Origin of the sequence: Sulfitobacter sp. 1A13496 (genome assembly GCF_043557225.1) — a bacterium.
GTDB lineage: Bacteria > Pseudomonadota > Alphaproteobacteria > Rhodobacterales > Rhodobacteraceae > Sulfitobacter > Sulfitobacter faviae.
In genome coordinates this window covers 345058-360856 of the sequence record NZ_JBIFFP010000004.1, presented here as the reverse complement: position 1 = coordinate 360856, position 15799 = coordinate 345058, and the positions used below count along the sequence as shown (strand labels likewise).

Genomic DNA, 15799 nt, shown 5'->3' with positions numbered 1-15799 from the left:
CAGACGTTGATCCATCGAATGAACCAAACCGCCCACATATCTCTTCAGATATCAAATTTTCAAACAGCGTTGAGACAAAAGAAACTGAGATGCGCCCTAACTTCTTGGCGCGCCCCGCCTCAAATACCTCGAATTCTTATCCGCCTCGTGACCCGAACCACTGCGTCTCAGCTGCCGTCCGCCCCGTCTGGCGCCCCAGACGGTGCGTCTCAGCGCCGCCGGTAGAGGGGGTTCTAAGGTTAGTGAGGCAAAGCCGCAAGCCGTTTTTTGAAGTTTTGTGCAGTTTTTGTGAAAGCCTTATAAAAACCCTTCAAAACAGTGATTTATGGCATGCGAGACACTGCAGAGGTTAACGTAACCCCCCGTGATCTGCCGCCGTTATGTTAACGCCATCAGTTATCCACATACCACAGCCCGGAATCGCGCGTTTCAGACGCGTGAATCATGACCCCTGTTGCCCTTTTCGAGTCGCCCATCCCCGCGGGCCTTTCTGCCAAAGGCCCCTTAACGGCAGCCGATAGATCAAAAGCGCCGCGACAAGGCCGGCATAGACCAGCGGCTCTAGCTGAAACCCTTTCGCCAGCCATAGGAAATGTAGGGCTGCCAAGAGCGCTGCCACATAGGTCAGCCGGTGGAGCTTGCGCCAACGCGCCCCCAGCTTCCGCAGCGACCAATTGTTGGATGTGGCCGCCAGCGGCACAAGGCAGAGGAACCCAGCCATGCCGATGGTGATATAGGGCCGTTTGAGAACATCCGCCCAGATACGCGACAGCCCTTGCACGTCGAGCAGCGCCCAGACAGTCAGATGCGCCAGCGCATAGACGAAGGTCATCACACCGAGCGCCCGGCGAAAGCGCAGCAGGTTCACCCCAAATACCCGGCGCAACGGGGTGATCACCAGACCGGCGATCAGTAGGCGCAGCGCCCAGAGACCATAGAGGTGTTCGAGCCCCTTTACCGGATCACGCCCCAGCCCGCCGGTGAGCCCTTGGTAAAAGAACCACGGGATGGGTAGGGCCAGCAAAAGATAGACCACCCAAACCGGAATGCGGCGGGCGGCCCTGTTCAGGGCATCGGCCAGGCGCATCATGCTGCGGCCACGCCAGAGAGTGGCGCTTGGGCGAAAGGACGGGGCATATATATCGCGGCAGGCATCAGAAGTTCGCCGTCAGGTCCATACCCTCGTAAAGCGACGCCACCTCTTCTTCGTAGCCGTTGAACATCAGCGTCGGCTGGCGCCGTGCGAAGAGCCCGCCGCCGATGGGGCGCTCATCGGCCTGCGACCAACGCGGATGGCTGACCTTGGGGTTCACGTTGCTGTAAAAACCATATTCTCGCGGCGCGGCCTTGTTCCAACTGGTGGGCGGCTGCGCGTCGGTGAGCGTGATGCGCACCACGGATTTGATGGATTTATACCCGTATTTCCACGGCACGACCAACCGCAGCGGCGCGCCGTTCTGGTTCGGGATGTCTTTGCCATAGATGCCGGTGGCCATGATCGTCAGCGGGTGCATCGCCTCATCCAGCCGCAGCCCTTCGACATAGGGCCAGTCGAGCACGGGGAAACGCAGGCCCGGCATCTCTTCGGGGCGGTAGGCGGTTTCAAAAGCCACATATTTCGCGCCGGATTGCACCCCGGCCATATTGAGCAGATCGGCCAGTTCGAATCCGCTCCACGGCACCACCATCGACCACGCCTCGACACAGCGCAACCGGTAGATGCGCTCTTCGATGGTCATCGCCTTCATGATATCCTCGAAAGCGTAGTCGCCGGGCTTGTCGACCATGCCCGCGATGGTCACGGTCCAGGGGGCGGTCGTCAGCGCGCCTGCGTATTTCGCAGGATCGTCCTTACCAGTGCCGAACTCGTAGTAATTGTTGTATTGGGTGATGTCTTCGCAGTCATTCGGGGTCAGCCCCTCTTGGGCCGCGGCCCCCTGCCCCAGCCCGGCAAGACCCAGCCCCGCCATCGCGCCGCCCATGATCTGCCGCCGGTTGAGGTATTGCGCCTCATCGGTCACGTCACGGTCCGTCAGTCGATTGATCCAGCGATTGGCCATTTCAGCGCTCCCTACTATACTCATGCAAAGTTAGCGCCCGCCGGAAGCCATACCAAATCCTTTCGCCCGGATTTCAGCCAGCACACCGGAATGTCAGGCGCCGTTATTTAAAGGAGTGCCGCCATGATCCGTTTTCTTTTCGCCGCCGGTCTGATCTGGGCCAGCGCCGCCCAAGCGGATGAGATGGTCACCTATACCACCGACCAGAGCTTTGGTGATGTGACCTTCGGGGTGGAGAACGCGATCCTGAACCAAGGGCTCATCCCCGAGAACGTCAGCCATGTCGGTGAGATGCTCGACCGCACCCGCGCCGATGTCGGCTCTGACGTGGTGCTGTTCGAGGCCGCGGAGGTGTTCAGCTTTTGCTCGGCCGCGCTGTCGCGCAAGGTAATGGAGGCGGATGTGATGAACATCGGCTTTTGCCCCTACGATATTTTCGTCATGCAACTGCCCGAGAGTGAAGAGGTGACCATCGGCTACCGCGCCTTTCCCGATGGCGCGATGCAAGAGGTGCAGAGCCTGCTCGACAAGATCGTGAAAGAGGCGATCGGGGAAGAGTGAAAAGGACATCGCCCTTTCTGGGGGCGTCAGGTTCTTAAATTTGAGCGTAGGCTCCGCATGGCCCGCAGGCGGCCCGACATGAGGCAATCTCACAAAATCGCCATCCGGGGGAAGAGAGGGCGATGCCCCGGCGCGCCTCCGGGCGAAAGGTTTCTGCCTCCGGTCGCAAGAAGGGCCGGAAAACCCGGCCCTTCTCTTCATCTATTAAGGTTTAGTGCACCGTAGCGTCATCCGGCTTAGGCCGGTTCGACGCGGCTACCTGATCGCCGATGATCAAGCCATCGGCCCCGGCGCGGACGGTGACAGTATCCCCATCCTTCACATCCCCGGCCAAGAGCATCTCGGCCAGCGGGTCCTGCACAGTACGCTGGATCACCCGCTTCAAAGGACGCGCCCCGAAGACCGGGTCATAGCCCTCATCCGCCAGCCATTTTCGCGCGGCGGCGTCGAGATCGAGTGTGATCTTCCGCCCCGCAAGTCGCTTGAGCAGCCGTGCCATCTGGATATCGACGATCCCGTCCATGTCCTTGCGGCCCAGACGGTCAAAGATGATCGTCTCGTCCAGACGGTTCAGGAACTCCGGCCGGAAATGCGCCCGGACCGCATCCATCACGTCACGCTTGGCCGCCGCCATATCGCCGCCCTCGGGCAGTTGGCTCAGTGCCTGCGCCCCGAGGTTGGAGGTCAGCACGATCAACGTCTGTTTGAAGTCGACCGTGCGGCCCTGACCATCTGTCAGCACACCATCGTCGAGCACCTGCAAGAGCACGTTGAAGACATCGGGATGCGCCTTTTCGACCTCATCGAAGAGCACGACCTGATAGGGCCGACGTCGCACCGCTTCGGTCAGCACACCACCTTCGTCATAACCGACGTAGCCCGGAGGCGCGCCGATCAGACGGGCCGCGGCATGTTTCTCCATGAACTCCGACATGTCGATGCGCACCATCGCATTGTCATCGTCAAAGAGGAACTCGGCCACGGCCTTGGTCAGCTCGGTCTTGCCCACACCGGTCGGCCCGAGGAAGAGGAAGCTGCCCAAGGGGCGGTTCTCATCGTTGAGCCCCGCACGCGCGCGGCGCACGGCATTGGCCACGGCCTTCACGGCGGCGTTCTGCCCGATCACCCGATCATGCAACTGCTCTTCCATCCGCAGCAGCTTGTCGCGTTCACCTTCGAGCATCTTGCCCGCCGGGATGCCTGTCCAACGCTCGACGACGGAGGCGATCTGGTCCGGGCGCACGGCCTCTTCGACCATCATGTCATCCTCACGGCCCTCGGCGGCTTCAAGGTCGCGTTCCAACTGCGGGATCACGCCATAAGATAGCTCGCCCGCGCGCGCGAGGTTGCCTTCGCGTTTCGCGATGTCGAGTTCGGCCCGCGCTTGGTCGAGCTTCTCCTTGATGTCACGCGCCCCGGCCAGCTTGTCACGCTCGGCCTGCCACTGCGCTGTCATCTCGGCACTGCGATCTTGCAGATCGCTGAGGTCTTTTTGCAAAGCCTCCAGCCGATCCTTGGACGCGGCATCGTCTTCCTTCTTCAGCGCTTCCGCTTCGATCTGAAGTTGCAGGATCTGACGGTCCAGCGCATCCAGTTCTTCAGGCTTGCTGTCGACCTCCATCCGCAGGCGGCTTGCCGCCTCGTCCATCAGGTCAATCGCCTTGTCGGGCAGGAAACGGTCGGTGATATAGCGATGGCTCAGCGTCGCCGCCGCGACCAGCGCGGTGTCGCTGATGCGCACGCCGTGGTGCAGCTCGTACTTCTCTTTAATACCGCGCAGGATCGAGACAGTGTCTTCCACCGTCGGCTCCTGCACGATCACCGGCTGGAACCGCCGCGCAAGTGCCGCGTCCTTCTCGACATATTTGCGGTACTCTTCGAGGGTGGTGGCACCGACACAGTGCAATTCCCCCCGCGCCAGCGCAGGCTTCAGCAGGTTCGACGCATCCATCGCGCCATCGGCCTTACCGGCACCGACCAGCGTGTGCATCTCGTCGATAAAGAGGATCACCTCGCCCGCGGCTTCGGTCACCTCGGTTAGCACGGCCTTCAAACGCTCTTCGAACTCACCACGGTATTTCGCGCCAGCGATCAGCGCCCCCATGTCGAGCGCGAGCAGACGCTTGTTGCGCAAGCTCTCAGGCACGTCACCATGCACGATGCGCAGCGCCAAGCCTTCGGCGATGGCGGTCTTACCGACGCCCGGCTCACCGATCAGCACAGGGTTGTTCTTGGTGCGGCGGCTCAATACCTGCATGGCACGGCGGATCTCTTCGTCCCGGCCAATGATCGGGTCGATCTTGCCCTCTTCGGCCCGCGCGGTCAGGTCGAGGCTGTATTTCTCCAACGCCTCATAGTTGTCTTCGGCGGTGGCGCTGTCGGCCTTGCGGCCCTTGCGCACATCATTGATGGCGGCGTTCAGCCTTTGGGCGGTCACCTGCCCCGCTTCCAGCGCCGTCTTTGCGCCCGATTTTACCATGCATAGCGCGGTCAGAATGCGCTCGACAGTGACGAAACTATCGCCTGCTTTCTTGGCAATCGCTTCGGCCTCGGCCAGCACCTTGGCGGTGGTGCCGTCCAGATAGACCTGCCCCGCATCGCCGGTGACTTTCGGGATCTTGCCAAGCGCCAGGTCAAGCGCCTGCACCACGCGCGCACCGTCGCCACCCGACGCGGCGATCAGATTCCGCGCAAGTCCTTGGTCGTCGTCCAACAGTGCTTTGAGGACATGTTCCGGGGCCAACCGTTGGTGGCTTTCCCGTGTTGCAATGGTTTGCGCCGCCTGAATGAAGCCGCGCGATCTTTCCGTGAACTTACTCAAGTCCATGGGTCTCTCCTTTTCTACAAGCGCTCCAAAATGCCGCGCCCGATATGTGGCACGCGGCGGTCTGAGCCTCGGTATCAATTTGGGAAGCGGTGTTGCCGGTTCAAGACCATCCAGATGCAAAATACCGCCGAGAGCGGCGCCGCCAATAGGAAAAAATCAGCCAATAAGGCAAAAATACGGCAACTTTGAGACATAAAATACATCCCTATGTTACTGATATAAATACATTGTTAACCTTTATCCACAGAAGCTGTAACCATAATGAAACCATTTTGCCACCTCTCGCGTTTACCCAGCAGAGGAAAGCAGGACAAAGCAGCCTGCCAAGGTTCAGAAGAACGCAAGAGGTGAAACGATGCAGACGCGCCCGATCCAGTTGACAGATGTCACCTATAATGCGGCCACTCAGTGTTTCGAAGCGCTGGTGACCGTCCAAGACGGGGAGCAGCTGCGCCGTTACGCCTGCGCCATCGATGCCCCGATCACCATGTCATACCACGATGCCGCTGACGGGCTGTCCCGTCAGGCACTTCGTCGCCACGCACAAAAGCGTGGCCTGAGTTCCGAAGTTCTGCGCCACGTCCCCGCACAGCGGGCCGGACGCCGCAGCTTCGACCCGCTGCGTTGGCTGGAAGAGGTCATGCACCTCCCCGGTCGCGACGCGGCTTAACCCCCTCCCGCGCGGCGCCTGCCTGCCGCGCGGCTGCCCGCGGACCTGCCGCCACCTCATCTGTCCCGATGTGGCGTTCCGCAAACCAGAGACCAGTGCCTGCCTGCTAAGTCTCTGATCACTTGGCCCGGACCCGCTCAGCGGCGTTCGGGCCTCTTTTTTGCGCCCTCCCCGCATGAATGATGGACTTGCCCCGCGCCGCGGCGTAGGTCAGAGCCGTTTGAAATTTGGCAGGAGCCCTCGCATGTCTGATGACCGTCTGATTGTCGCCCTTGATGTTCCCCATGCGGTCGCGGGGCTGGAACTGGCCGAAAAGCTCGGTGATGCCGTGGGCTTTTACAAAATTGGTCTAGGCATGCTGACTGGCGGCGGCTTGGCCTTGGCCAATGAATTGAAGCAAGAGCATGGCAAGCGCATCTTCCTTGATATGAAACTCTTCGACATCGGCGCCACCGTCGAGGCCGCGGTGCGGGGCCTTGCGCAATTCGATCTGGATTTTCTGACCGTCCACGGCGACCCGCATGTGGTTGCTGCGGCGAAACAGGGGGCCGCGGGCACCGATATGAAAATCCTCGCCGTCACCATCCTCACCTCGCTGGACCGCGCCGATCTTGACGCCGCGCTGATCCAGCCGGGCGATCTGGGCGATCTGGTGCTGACCCGCGCAGGCCGGGCGCTGGACGCGGGCGCGGATGGGGTCATCGCCTCTCCCCAAGAAGCCGCCGCGATCCGCGCCCTGCCCGAAGCGCGCGGCAAGCTGATCGTCACCCCCGGCGTGCGCCCCCAAGGGGCGGCATTGGGCGACCAGAAACGCGTCGCCACTCCGGGGCAGGCCATCACGGACGGGGCCGATCACATCGTGGTAGGCCGCCCGATCTGGCAGGCCGAAGACCCCGCCGCCGCCGCCCGCGCCGTGCTTCAGGAAATTTCCGAAGGTTAACAACGGGCTCGTCCCCGCCTGTAGCAAATCGACCACAGCGCGCCGGGATGCGCCACGAGCACTTTCATCAACGTTAGGCGAAAACCGCCCCATATGTTATGTTGAACTCAGGTGATACTCCCCGACGAACTGGTTCTTCCTGATGTTCGTCACCTCCCCCCGCTCACGCAGGCGGGGGGCCTTTATTTGCCCTACATCCCCCCGTTCGCGTGCTCTGCAAGATAGACCCGCAAGCGGTCCTGAAAGGCGGGCACCGCGCGGGGATGGTTGAGAAACTCCGCCACGGTCATCAAGCGCCAGCGCTGCCCCTCGTCGCCAAAGACAATCTGGGCCTCCGCCTTGGCGGGCAGGCGCGCGACGAAGAACCATTTGATCCGCCCGCCCTCGTCAAAGCTGCCCTCCCAGATCACGGCATCTTCAGGCACCACGATCCCCAGTTCTTCGCGGCATTCGCGCAGCGCGCAGGCCAGCGGGGTCTCATCCCCCTCGCGGCCCCCGCCGGGCAAATCCCAGTGATCGGCAAAGAGCAGCCCCGGCAGATCGTCGCGCAGGATCACGGCCAGCTTCTCCCCAAGGTAGAGCGCGAGCTTGGCGCCATCAAAGACCATGTTCAATCCCTCGCGATCTGTTTAGAATCGTCGCCCGAACCCTGCCCTCCCGGTGTACCCATGGCTACCCTCTGTCGCGATTGTCTGACTGAAATCCCGCCGTCGCGGCGCTGTCCGCGCTGCGGCAGCCCGCGCGTGCTGTCCCACCCGGAACTCTTTGACCTCTCCATCGCCCATATGGATTGCGACGCCTTCTATGCCTCGGTCGAAAAACGCGACAATCCCGAACTCGCGGGCAAACCCGTCATCATCGGCGGCGGGCGGCGCGGGGTCGTCTCGACCGCCTGTTATGTCGCGCGGATCCGGGGCGTGCGCTCGGCCATGCCGATGTTTCAGGCGCTCAAGCTTTGCCCCGAGGCCGTGATCATCAAGCCGCGGATGGAGGTCTATGTCGAAGCCTCCCGCGCGATCCGTGCCATGATGGAAGAGATGACCCCGGCCATCGAGCCCCTGTCGCTGGACGAAGCCTTTCTCGACATGACCGGCACGGCGCGGCTGCACGGCCAGCCCCCGGCGATGATGCTGGCGCGGCTGGTGCGGCGGATGAAAACCGAACTGGGGCTGACCGGCTCCATCGGGCTAAGCCACAACAAGTTTCTGGCCAAGGTCGCCTCGGACCTCGACAAACCGCATGGGTTTTCCGTCATCGGCGCGGGGGAAACGGCGGACTTTCTGCGCGACAAACCCGTGGGCATGATCTGGGGCGTCGGTGCCGCCACCCAGACCGCGCTGGAGAAGGCCGGCATCCGCAGCTTTTCCGATCTTCTGCGGTGGGAGCAGACCGACCTCATCGCGCGCTTTGGCAGCATGGGGGACCGGCTGTGGCATCTGGCACGGGGCCAAGACACCCGCCGCGTCTCGCGCCACCGCCCGGTGAAGTCGATCAGTAATGAAACGACATTCTCCGACGATACGGGCGATGCGGAGATTCTGGACGGCCATATCTGGCGTTTAGCGGAAAAGGTGGCGGACCGCGCCAAGGCGAAAGAGATGGCGGGCCGGGTGGTGACGCTCAAGCTCAAACGCGCTGATCACACTGTGCTGTCACGCCGCCTGTCGCTGCATGACCCGACCCAATTGGCCGACCGGATTTACCGCACCGCCCGTGCCCTCTTTGATCAGGTTGATCACCAAAGCGCGTACCGGCTGATCGGCGTGGGCCTCTCCGAGTTGTCGGGCGCCGAGGGGGCCGATATGGCGGGCGATCTGCTCGACCCCGGTGCGGCACAACGCAGCCGTGCCGAGCGCGCCGCCGACAGCATTCGCAGCCGTTTCGGTGAAAAAGCCATCGTCAAAGGCCGCGCGCTGCGCTGAGCCTACTCCGCGGCGAGCGGAAGCCGCTCCTGCCCGATCTGCGCCACCTCAGCCACCACACGTTGCAACGCCGCCTGTACCGCCTCGAAAGCGCCATTGGGGCGAATCAACCGCTCGTTCATGTAAAGCGCGCGGTCGATTTCCACTTGCACCGCATGCTGTCCGCGAGACGGGCGGCCGTAGGCTTGGGTAATATAGGCCCCCGCGAAGGGCGAATTGCGCGTCACGACGAAGCCCGCGTCAACGAAGGCCGCTTCGATCCGGTCGACCACCTCGCCCCCCGCCGCCGCGCCAAAGCGGTCACCCAACACGACATCGGGCCGACGCATCCCACCGCGGGCCACGCCGTCCATCGCCTCATGCGGCATGGAGTGGCAATCGACCAGAACCGCTTGGCCATGACGGCGGTGCGCCCCGCCCAGCAATTCCTGCAATTTCGCGTGATAGGGCCGCCAGTAGCTGTCGATTCGCAACTGCGCCTCTTCTTGGGTCAATTTGCCGCGATAAATCGCCCGGCCATTGGCTACCACGCGGGGAATCACCCCCAGCCCCGAGGCCACGCGCGGGTTATGCCCCTGCCGTGGAATGCCTTCGATGACCGATGGGTCCAACTCCTCCGGCGCGCGATTGAGGTCGATATAGGCCCGCGGGGCCCCGGCTTTGATAAAAGAAGCGCCATGCAGCGGTGCGCAGTCGAACAAGAGATCAACAAAGGCATCTTCGGACGAACGGATTGCATGTTCGTCCAGAACCGACCGCCGCAGGAAAGACGCCGCATAATCCCGCCCCGAATGGGGCGATGCGAAGACCACGCAAGAGCGGTTTCGGTCCGGATGCAGTACTTCGTAAGCGGTCATCGGCATAATAAATTCCTCTAAGTCGAACATAGCGTGTTTATTCCGCGCCAAAAGCCCTTGATCCCGCCGCCGACTCCTTTTATAGCACCCCAACGGCGCGAAATTTCGCGCCCCATTTAGTTTTGGGGCCGATACGGAAACGCTGAAAAGTGGGTGATTAGCTCAGCGGTAGAGCACTTCGTTGACATCGAAGGGGTCACTGGTTCGATCCCAGTATCGCCCACCATTTATTCATCGACCCGCCCTTGGCGGGTTGCCCGCAACCCAGGCGCTGGCCCGCGCCACGACATGAGGAGACGACCATGAAGGTTCGCAATTCGCTCCGCTCGCTCAAGAATCGGCATCGCGATTGCCGTGTTGTGCGTCGCAAAGGCCGCGTTTACGTCATCAACAAGACGCAGCGCCGGTTCAAAGCCCGTCAGGGCTGAGCTTCGCAGCTTTGTAGAATTAAAGGCCGCTCCTTCCGGGGGCGGCCTTTTTCGTTGCGGATAACTGCTTGCAACCCCGGCTCAAAACCCCACCTTCAAGGCAGGCTTGAATAACAAGGAAGACCATCATGTCGGACACGCCCGAATATACGCCCCCCAAAGTTTGGAAATGGGAATCAGAGAGCGGCGGCAAATTCGCCAGCACCAACCGGCCCATCGCCGGTGCGACCCATGACAAGGAACTGCCCGTGGGAGAGCACCCCTTCCAGCTTTACTCCCTCGCCACGCCCAACGGGGTCAAAGTCACGGTGATGTTCGAAGAACTGCTGGCGGCGGGCCACAAAGCGGCGGAATATGACGCGTGGTTGATTGATATTTCCGAGGGCGATCAGTTCGGCTCCGGCTTTGTCGAGGTGAACCCCAACTCGAAAATCCCCGCGCTGATGGACCGTTCCGGCGAGACCCCGCAGCGGGTCTTCGAATCGGGGGCGATCCTGCTCTATCTCGCCGAGAAATTCGGCGCCTTCCTGCCCCAAGACCCCGCCCGTCGGACCGAGGCGCTCTCGTGGCTCTTCTGGCAGATGGGCAGCGCGCCCTACCTCGGCGGTGGTTTTGGCCATTTCTATGCCTATGCGCCCGAGAAGTTCGAATACCCCATCAACCGTTTCGCGATGGAGACCAAGCGTCAGCTTGACGTGATGGACAAGCATCTGGCCGAACACGAGTATTTCGCCGATGAATACTCCATCGCCGATATGGCGATCTGGAGCTGGTATGGGCAGCTGGTCCTCGGCAGACTCTACTCCGCGGCGGAATTCCTCGATGTGACCTCTTACAAGAACGTCATGCGTTGGGCCGAGGCGATTGACGCGCGCCCTGCCGTGACGCGGGGCCGGATGGTCAACCGTGCCTTCGGCGATGACCTGTCGATGCAACTGCACGAGCGTCACGACGCCAGCGATTTCGACACCAAGACCCAAGACAAGATCGGCAGCAAAGACTGACCACGCAGCCCCGCGGCCCGGCTTGGCCGGGGGCTTTCCAACCAATTCTGGCGGAATTGGTTGCAGGAAAGGGTGAAATCTGTTTCTTACTATTTCAGTCAAGTTATCCCAATGGAACAGGACCCTGATATGACCTTCTGCAAAACATCGACTGCCGCCGCCGCGCTGATGGCGCTGGCCCTTCCTGCGCTGGCCGATGGCGAGTTGAACCTTTACTCTTCGCGTCACTACGACACCGATGAGCGGCTCTACTCCGACTTTACCGAAGCGACCGGCATCACCATCAACCGCATCGAAGGCAAGGCCGACGAACTGCTGGCGCGTATGGAAGCCGAAGGCGCGAATTCCCCCGCCGACGTCCTGCTGACCGTGGACACAAGCCGCCTCAAGCGCGCCAAGGACTTGGGCCTGCTGCAAGCCGTCGAGAGCGAGACGCTGGAAGAGCGCATCCCTTCCAACCTGCAAGACGACGACAACCAGTGGTTCGGCCTGTCGCAGCGCGCGCGGATCATCTTCTTCAACAAAGAGACAATGGACAACCCGCCCGAGACCTACATGGACCTCGCCGATCCGGCGTACAAAGGTCAGGTCTGCATCCGGTCCTCGACCAACACCTACAACCAGACCCTGCTGGCCTCCATCGTGACCCATGAGGGCGAAGAAGCCGCGACCGAATGGGCGCAGGGCGTGGTCGACAACATGGCGCGTGCACCGCAGGGCGGCGACACCGACCAGCTGCGCGGCATCGTTTCCGGTGAGTGCGACATCGCGGTCTCCAACAGCTACTATTTCGCCCGTGCGATCCGCACCGATGTCGATGGCGTCAGCGCCGATATCGGCAAGATCGGCGTGATCTGGCCGGATCAGGAAGGCAACGGCGCGCATATGAACCTCTCGGGCGGCGGTGTGGCCAAGAACGCGCCGAACCGTGAGAACGCGGTGAAATTCCTTGAGTATCTCGCCTCGGATCAGGCGCAGGTCTACTTCTCGGCAGGCAACGACGAATTCCCCACCGTGGAAGGCGTGGAACTGGCTGACAGCGTGAAGCAGTTGGGTGAGTTCAAAGCCGACGACGTGAACCTGTCGGACGTGGCCGAGAACATCGGCACCGCGCAGAAGATCTTTAACTCGGTCGGCTGGGAATAATCAGCGCGACATCGCGCAGGAGGCGGGCTTTCGAGCCCGCCTTTTTTATTGCGCTGCGCCTCACGCAAGCGTCCGCCCGTGGGAACCACGGGCATCGCCCTCCCTCCCCCCGGAGGGCGATTTTGCAAGGCCACCTCGGAACGCAACCCTTCCGTCTCTTGCGACTGTCATTCACGAAATGGACTGCAGGATCGCCCCCCAGGGAGGGCGCTCCCCTCATCGCCAGACGGCCCGGAATCAAGCCGCAAGCGCCGGGCCATCGCCTGCCCGTCCCCACGGGGAGGCGATTTGGTGAGGCTAAGTGCAACCTCGCGAACGCACATCACGGTTGAGCCACAAAGTGGCACGAAGCCACGTCTGCATCGCCACCCCACGGGCAGGCGCTGGCCCTCGCTATCTACCGCTGACGCCCCACCTGACGGCAGATCAGGATCACCGGCAACAGCCCCATTGCCACGATCACCAAGCTCGGCACCGCCGCCCCATTGAGCCGCTCGTCGCTCGCCAACCGATACGCCTGCACGGCCAAAGTGTCATAGTTGAACGGCCGCATGATCAGCGTCGCGGGCAGCTCCTTCATCACGTCGACGAAGACGATCAACAGCGCGGTCAACAGGCTCGGCGCGAGGATCGGCAGATGCACCCGGCGCAAAGTACCCAGGGGCGTCTGCCCCAGCGAGCGCGCAGCGGCGTCCATATTGGCATGCACCATGGACTGCCCGCCCTCGTAGGCGCCAAGCGCTGCGGCAAGGAAGCGTACCAGATAGGCCAGCACCAGCAGCCAGATCGACCCGGTGATCAGAAGCCCGGTAGAGATGTCGAAGGTCTCGCGCATCCAGGCGTCGAGCGCATTGTCGAAGGCCGCGAAAGGCACCAGCAGACCCACCGCGATCACCCCGCCCGGCACCGCGTAGCCAAGCCGCGCCACATAGGCCGCACCCTGCGAGCCCCGTCCCGGGCGCAGCCGCCGGTAGAACCCCACGCTGATCGCCGCCAGCACCGTCAGCACCGCCGCGACCCCCGCAAGCGTCACCGAATTGCGCATGAAACCGAGGTAGCGCGGGCTGAACAGGCTTTGCTCACTGTTGAGCCCCATGGTCACGAGGATCACCACCGGCAGCACCGCCCCGAAGAGCACCGGCACCCCGCAAAGCACGATCGCCGCCGCGGCCTGCCAGCCCTTCAACTCGGCCGGCGGGGCGGATTGGGTCCGGCGCGCGGGGTCGTGATACTTGGCCTTGCCGCGCTGTGCCCGTTCCAGCATCGCTAGCAGCAGCGCGAAACTCAGCAGACAAAGCGCCAATTGCGCCGCCGCCGCGCGGTCGAACATGGAAAACCAACTGGTGTAGATGCCGGTGGCGAAGGTCTGCACGCCGAAATAGGCGACGGTGCCGAAATCGGCGATGGTCTCCATCACCGCCAGCAGCACACCCCCGGCAATCGCGGGACGGGCCAGCGGCAGGCTGACCTTGAAGAACGCGGCCCATGCGCTGGAGCCGAGCGCGCGGGCGGCCAGAAAGGTCGTCCCGCTCTGCTGCAGAAAGGCGGCGCGCGCCAGCAGATAAACATAGGGATAAAGCACCAGCACCAGCATCGCCGCCGCCCCGCCGAGTGAGCGGATCTCGGGGAACCAGTAATCGCGCGGCCCCCAGCCGGTGACGTCGCGCAGCACCGTCTGCACGATGCCGGGATGGTCCAGCACATGGGTATAGGCATAGGCCAACACATAGGCCGGGAAGGCCAGCGGCAGCACCAGCGCGATTTCGAGAAGTTTCGCCCCCGGAAAACGCGTCATCGTGACCAACCACGCGGCCCCCACACCGATGGCGAAGGTGCCTAGAGAGACCAGCAGCACCAAAAGCAGCGTCGTCACCGTGTAGCGGCCCAGCACCGTGTCGATCAGGTGCTGCACTGTCTCCGTCCCGCCGCTCAGAGCGGCGATCAGCACCGCCAGCATCGGCAGCGCGCAGAAGAGGGCCACGGTCAGGGCAACGCCCGATAGCGCGCGCAGCCCGTCGCGGGCGCGGCGCAGATGGGGCGTCTCGGTGGAGGCGGCGTTCAGCGTCATGCGCCCTATTTCGACGATTTCACTCGGAAATGCCAGAGGGCGCGACGCCGCGCCTCAGTCGTAGCTGCGGGTATCCTCGATCACCAGCCCGTCGCGGGGCAGGCTGCCGGGGGCGACCAGTTCGACACGGCCCTTGAGCTTGAGCAGATCGGCCACGGATTGGGCATAGGCGTCCTTGTCCTCTCCGGCGGTCTCGATCTGCACCGTCATGACATCGGCCTCGCCTTCCCGGCTGGCGATGACGCGGGCTTTCTCGATCTCGTCGTGCTGGGCGACCAGCGCCGCCACCTGCTCGGGCCGGACGAACATGCCCTTGATCTTAGTGGTCTGGTCCGCGCGGCCCATCCAGCCCTTGATGCGCATATTCGTGCGCCCGCAGGGGCTTTCACCCTCCAGCACGGCGCTGAGATCGCCGGTGGCGAAGCGGATGAGCGGGTAATCGGGGTTGAGCGTGGTGACCACGACCTCACCCACCTCGCCCGGGGCGACCGGGATGCCGGTGCCGGGGGTGACGATCTCGACGATGACCTGTTCGTCGACAATGAGCCCCTCCATCGCGGGGCTTTCATAGGCGATATTGCCCAGATCGGCCGTGGCATAGGATTGCAGGCAGGTGATGCCGCGCTCCTGATAAAAGGCGCGCAGGCTGGGGAACAGGGCCCCGCCGCCGACCGCCGCCTTGGTGATGTTCAGCGTCACCCCCATGGCATCGGCCTTCTCGAGAATCACCTTCAGGTAATCCGGCGTGCCGGCATAGGCGGTGGAGCCCACGTCGCGTGCGGCGGTGACCTGAAGTTCGGTCTGGCCGGTCCCGGCGGGCAGCACCGTGGCGCCAACGGCGCGTGCGCCGCTCTCAAAAATCATGCCCGCGGGGGTCAGATGGTAGCCAAAGCAATTATGCACCACGTCACCCGCGCCGATCCCAGCCGCATGCAAAAAGCGCCCCATGCGCCACCAGTCGGGATCGTTGCTCGACGGCTCATAAATCGGACCGGGCGACTGGAAGACATGGGAGAAGTCATGCACCGGCTTGGTGGTGAAGCCACCGAAGGGCGGCTGGCCGGCCTGCGCCTTGCCCAGTTCAGATTTGCGCAAAACCGGCAGATCGGCCAGCGCTTCGGCGGAGGTGATCTGCGCGGCATCAATCCCCTTTAGCGTGTCACCATAGCCCGGCAAGCTCTGCGCGCGGGCGATCTGCTGCGGCAGAGCCTGCGCCACATCGGCCGCCCGTTGGTCGGCGCTGCGGGTTTCCAGATCGTCGAAATGGGGCTTGGTCAGCATCCCTGTCACTTTCCTGCTATGGCATCACTGGAGAG

14 protein-coding genes and 1 tRNA gene are annotated in these 15799 nt (G+C 62.8%); 8 read left to right on the top strand and 7 right to left on the bottom strand.

From position 1 onward, the window contains the following. Positions 1 to 442: 442 nt before the first annotated feature. Positions 443 to 1090, bottom strand: a complete 648-nt coding sequence (msrQ, locus tag ACGYLX_RS12340) for a protein-methionine-sulfoxide reductase heme-binding subunit MsrQ (RefSeq protein WP_394449790.1) — start codon at positions 1088 to 1090, stop codon at positions 443 to 445. 64 nt (positions 1091 to 1154) lie between these two features. Then, positions 1155 to 2060: a protein-methionine-sulfoxide reductase catalytic subunit MsrP gene (gene msrP / locus ACGYLX_RS12335; protein ID WP_394449788.1), complete on the bottom strand. Its 906-nt coding sequence runs from the start codon at positions 2058 to 2060 to the stop codon at positions 1155 to 1157. Between the two features lie 123 nt (positions 2061 to 2183). Between msrP and ACGYLX_RS12330 the strand changes: the two genes are divergently transcribed. Continuing rightward, on the top strand, positions 2184 to 2621 hold the full coding sequence (locus ACGYLX_RS12330; RefSeq protein WP_394449786.1) for a DUF302 domain-containing protein: 438 nt from the start codon (positions 2184 to 2186) through the stop codon (positions 2619 to 2621). 211 nt (positions 2622 to 2832) lie between these two features. Here the strand turns inward: ACGYLX_RS12330 and clpB are convergent, their stop codons facing one another. Beyond that, positions 2833 to 5448 carry an ATP-dependent chaperone ClpB gene (clpB, locus tag ACGYLX_RS12325; RefSeq protein WP_394449784.1) on the bottom strand — a complete coding sequence of 872 codons (2616 nt, stop codon included), beginning with the start codon at positions 5446 to 5448 and terminating at the stop codon, positions 2833 to 2835. A 355-nt stretch (positions 5449 to 5803) separates the two neighbouring features. Here clpB and ACGYLX_RS12320 point away from each other — a divergent pair, with 355 nt between their 5' ends. Together ACGYLX_RS12320 and pyrF are read left to right on the top strand one after the other, a co-directional pair. After that, positions 5804 to 6118 carry an orotidine 5-phosphate decarboxylase gene (locus ACGYLX_RS12320; RefSeq protein WP_067265831.1) on the top strand — a complete coding sequence of 105 codons (315 nt, stop codon included), beginning with the start codon at positions 5804 to 5806 and terminating at the stop codon, positions 6116 to 6118. Between the two features lie 244 nt (positions 6119 to 6362). Continuing rightward, positions 6363 to 7058 carry an orotidine-5'-phosphate decarboxylase gene (gene pyrF / locus ACGYLX_RS12315; RefSeq protein ID WP_394449782.1) on the top strand — a complete coding sequence of 232 codons (696 nt, stop codon included), beginning with the start codon at positions 6363 to 6365 and terminating at the stop codon, positions 7056 to 7058. A 191-nt stretch (positions 7059 to 7249) separates the two neighbouring features. Here pyrF and ACGYLX_RS12310 read toward each other — a convergent pair whose 3' ends face one another. Next, positions 7250 to 7666, bottom strand: coding sequence for an NUDIX hydrolase (locus ACGYLX_RS12310; RefSeq protein ID WP_394449780.1), 417 nt, complete (start codon positions 7664 to 7666; stop codon positions 7250 to 7252). 60 nt (positions 7667 to 7726) lie between these two features. Between ACGYLX_RS12310 and ACGYLX_RS12305 the strand changes: the two genes are divergently transcribed. Further along, positions 7727 to 8980 (top strand): DNA polymerase IV, encoded by a 1254-nt coding sequence (locus ACGYLX_RS12305; RefSeq protein WP_394449778.1) that lies wholly within the window; start codon positions 7727 to 7729, stop codon positions 8978 to 8980. 2 nt (positions 8981 to 8982) lie between these two features. Here the strand turns inward: ACGYLX_RS12305 and ACGYLX_RS12300 are convergent, their stop codons facing one another. After that, a complete protein-coding gene (locus ACGYLX_RS12300) occupies positions 8983 to 9843 on the bottom strand; it encodes an N-formylglutamate amidohydrolase (RefSeq protein ID WP_394449776.1) in 861 nt (286 codons plus the stop codon). Between the two features lie 145 nt (positions 9844 to 9988). Here ACGYLX_RS12300 and ACGYLX_RS12295 point away from each other — a divergent pair. The 4 genes from ACGYLX_RS12295 to ACGYLX_RS12280 all read left to right on the top strand — a co-directional run bounded on the left by ACGYLX_RS12295 (position 9989) and on the right by ACGYLX_RS12280 (position 12415). Then, a tRNA-Val gene (locus ACGYLX_RS12295) sits at positions 9989 to 10063 on the top strand. A gap of 76 nt (positions 10064 to 10139) precedes the next feature. Beyond that, on the top strand, positions 10140 to 10265 hold the full coding sequence (ykgO, locus tag ACGYLX_RS12290) for a type B 50S ribosomal protein L36 (protein WP_005850168.1): 126 nt from the start codon (positions 10140 to 10142) through the stop codon (positions 10263 to 10265). 128 nt (positions 10266 to 10393) lie between these two features. Continuing rightward, positions 10394 to 11269: a glutathione-dependent disulfide-bond oxidoreductase gene (gene yghU, locus ACGYLX_RS12285; protein ID WP_394443319.1), complete on the top strand. Its 876-nt coding sequence runs from the start codon at positions 10394 to 10396 to the stop codon at positions 11267 to 11269. 129 nt (positions 11270 to 11398) lie between these two features. Then, positions 11399 to 12415, top strand: a complete 1017-nt coding sequence (locus ACGYLX_RS12280; protein ID WP_067264182.1) for a Fe(3+) ABC transporter substrate-binding protein — start codon at positions 11399 to 11401, stop codon at positions 12413 to 12415. Between the two features lie 397 nt (positions 12416 to 12812). Here ACGYLX_RS12280 and ACGYLX_RS12275 read toward each other — a convergent pair whose 3' ends face one another. Both ACGYLX_RS12275 and ACGYLX_RS12270 read right to left on the bottom strand, forming a co-directional pair. Further along, the gene (locus ACGYLX_RS12275; RefSeq protein ID WP_394449774.1) at positions 12813 to 14483 is read right to left on the bottom strand and encodes an ABC transporter permease; all 1671 of its coding nucleotides are present in this window, start codon (positions 14481 to 14483) and stop codon (positions 12813 to 12815) included. A gap of 54 nt (positions 14484 to 14537) precedes the next feature. Beyond that, positions 14538 to 15764, bottom strand: coding sequence for a phenylacetate--CoA ligase family protein (locus ACGYLX_RS12270; RefSeq protein ID WP_394449772.1), 1227 nt, complete (start codon positions 15762 to 15764; stop codon positions 14538 to 14540). Positions 15765 to 15799 lie beyond the last annotated feature (35 nt).

What these genes read in the sequence shown, in the direction of transcription:
- ACGYLX_RS12310 (WP_394449780.1), bottom strand. Translation starts at nt 7,666, where the DNA reads ATGGTCTTTGATGGCGCCAAGCTCGCGCTCTACCTTGGGGAGAAGCTG.
- msrQ (WP_394449790.1), bottom strand. Translation starts at nt 1,090, where the DNA reads ATGATGCGCCTGGCCGATGCCCTGAACAGGGCCGCCCGCCGCATTCCG.
- ACGYLX_RS12275 (WP_394449774.1), bottom strand. Translation starts at nt 14,483, where the DNA reads ATGACGCTGAACGCCGCCTCCACCGAGACGCCCCATCTGCGCCGCGCC.
- pyrF (WP_394449782.1), top strand. Translation starts at nt 6,363, where the DNA reads ATGTCTGATGACCGTCTGATTGTCGCCCTTGATGTTCCCCATGCGGTC.
- ykgO (WP_005850168.1), top strand. Translation starts at nt 10,140, where the DNA reads ATGAAGGTTCGCAATTCGCTCCGCTCGCTCAAGAATCGGCATCGCGAT.
- ACGYLX_RS12330 (WP_394449786.1), top strand. Translation starts at nt 2,184, where the DNA reads ATGATCCGTTTTCTTTTCGCCGCCGGTCTGATCTGGGCCAGCGCCGCC.
- ACGYLX_RS12300 (WP_394449776.1), bottom strand. Translation starts at nt 9,843, where the DNA reads ATGCCGATGACCGCTTACGAAGTACTGCATCCGGACCGAAACCGCTCT.
- ACGYLX_RS12305 (WP_394449778.1), top strand. Translation starts at nt 7,727, where the DNA reads ATGGCTACCCTCTGTCGCGATTGTCTGACTGAAATCCCGCCGTCGCGG.
- clpB (WP_394449784.1), bottom strand. Translation starts at nt 5,448, where the DNA reads ATGGACTTGAGTAAGTTCACGGAAAGATCGCGCGGCTTCATTCAGGCG.
- msrP (WP_394449788.1), bottom strand. Translation starts at nt 2,060, where the DNA reads ATGGCCAATCGCTGGATCAATCGACTGACGGACCGTGACGTGACCGAT.
- ACGYLX_RS12320 (WP_067265831.1), top strand. Translation starts at nt 5,804, where the DNA reads ATGCAGACGCGCCCGATCCAGTTGACAGATGTCACCTATAATGCGGCC.
- ACGYLX_RS12270 (WP_394449772.1), bottom strand. Translation starts at nt 15,764, where the DNA reads ATGCTGACCAAGCCCCATTTCGACGATCTGGAAACCCGCAGCGCCGAC.
- yghU (WP_394443319.1), top strand. Translation starts at nt 10,394, where the DNA reads ATGTCGGACACGCCCGAATATACGCCCCCCAAAGTTTGGAAATGGGAA.
- ACGYLX_RS12280 (WP_067264182.1), top strand. Translation starts at nt 11,399, where the DNA reads ATGACCTTCTGCAAAACATCGACTGCCGCCGCCGCGCTGATGGCGCTG.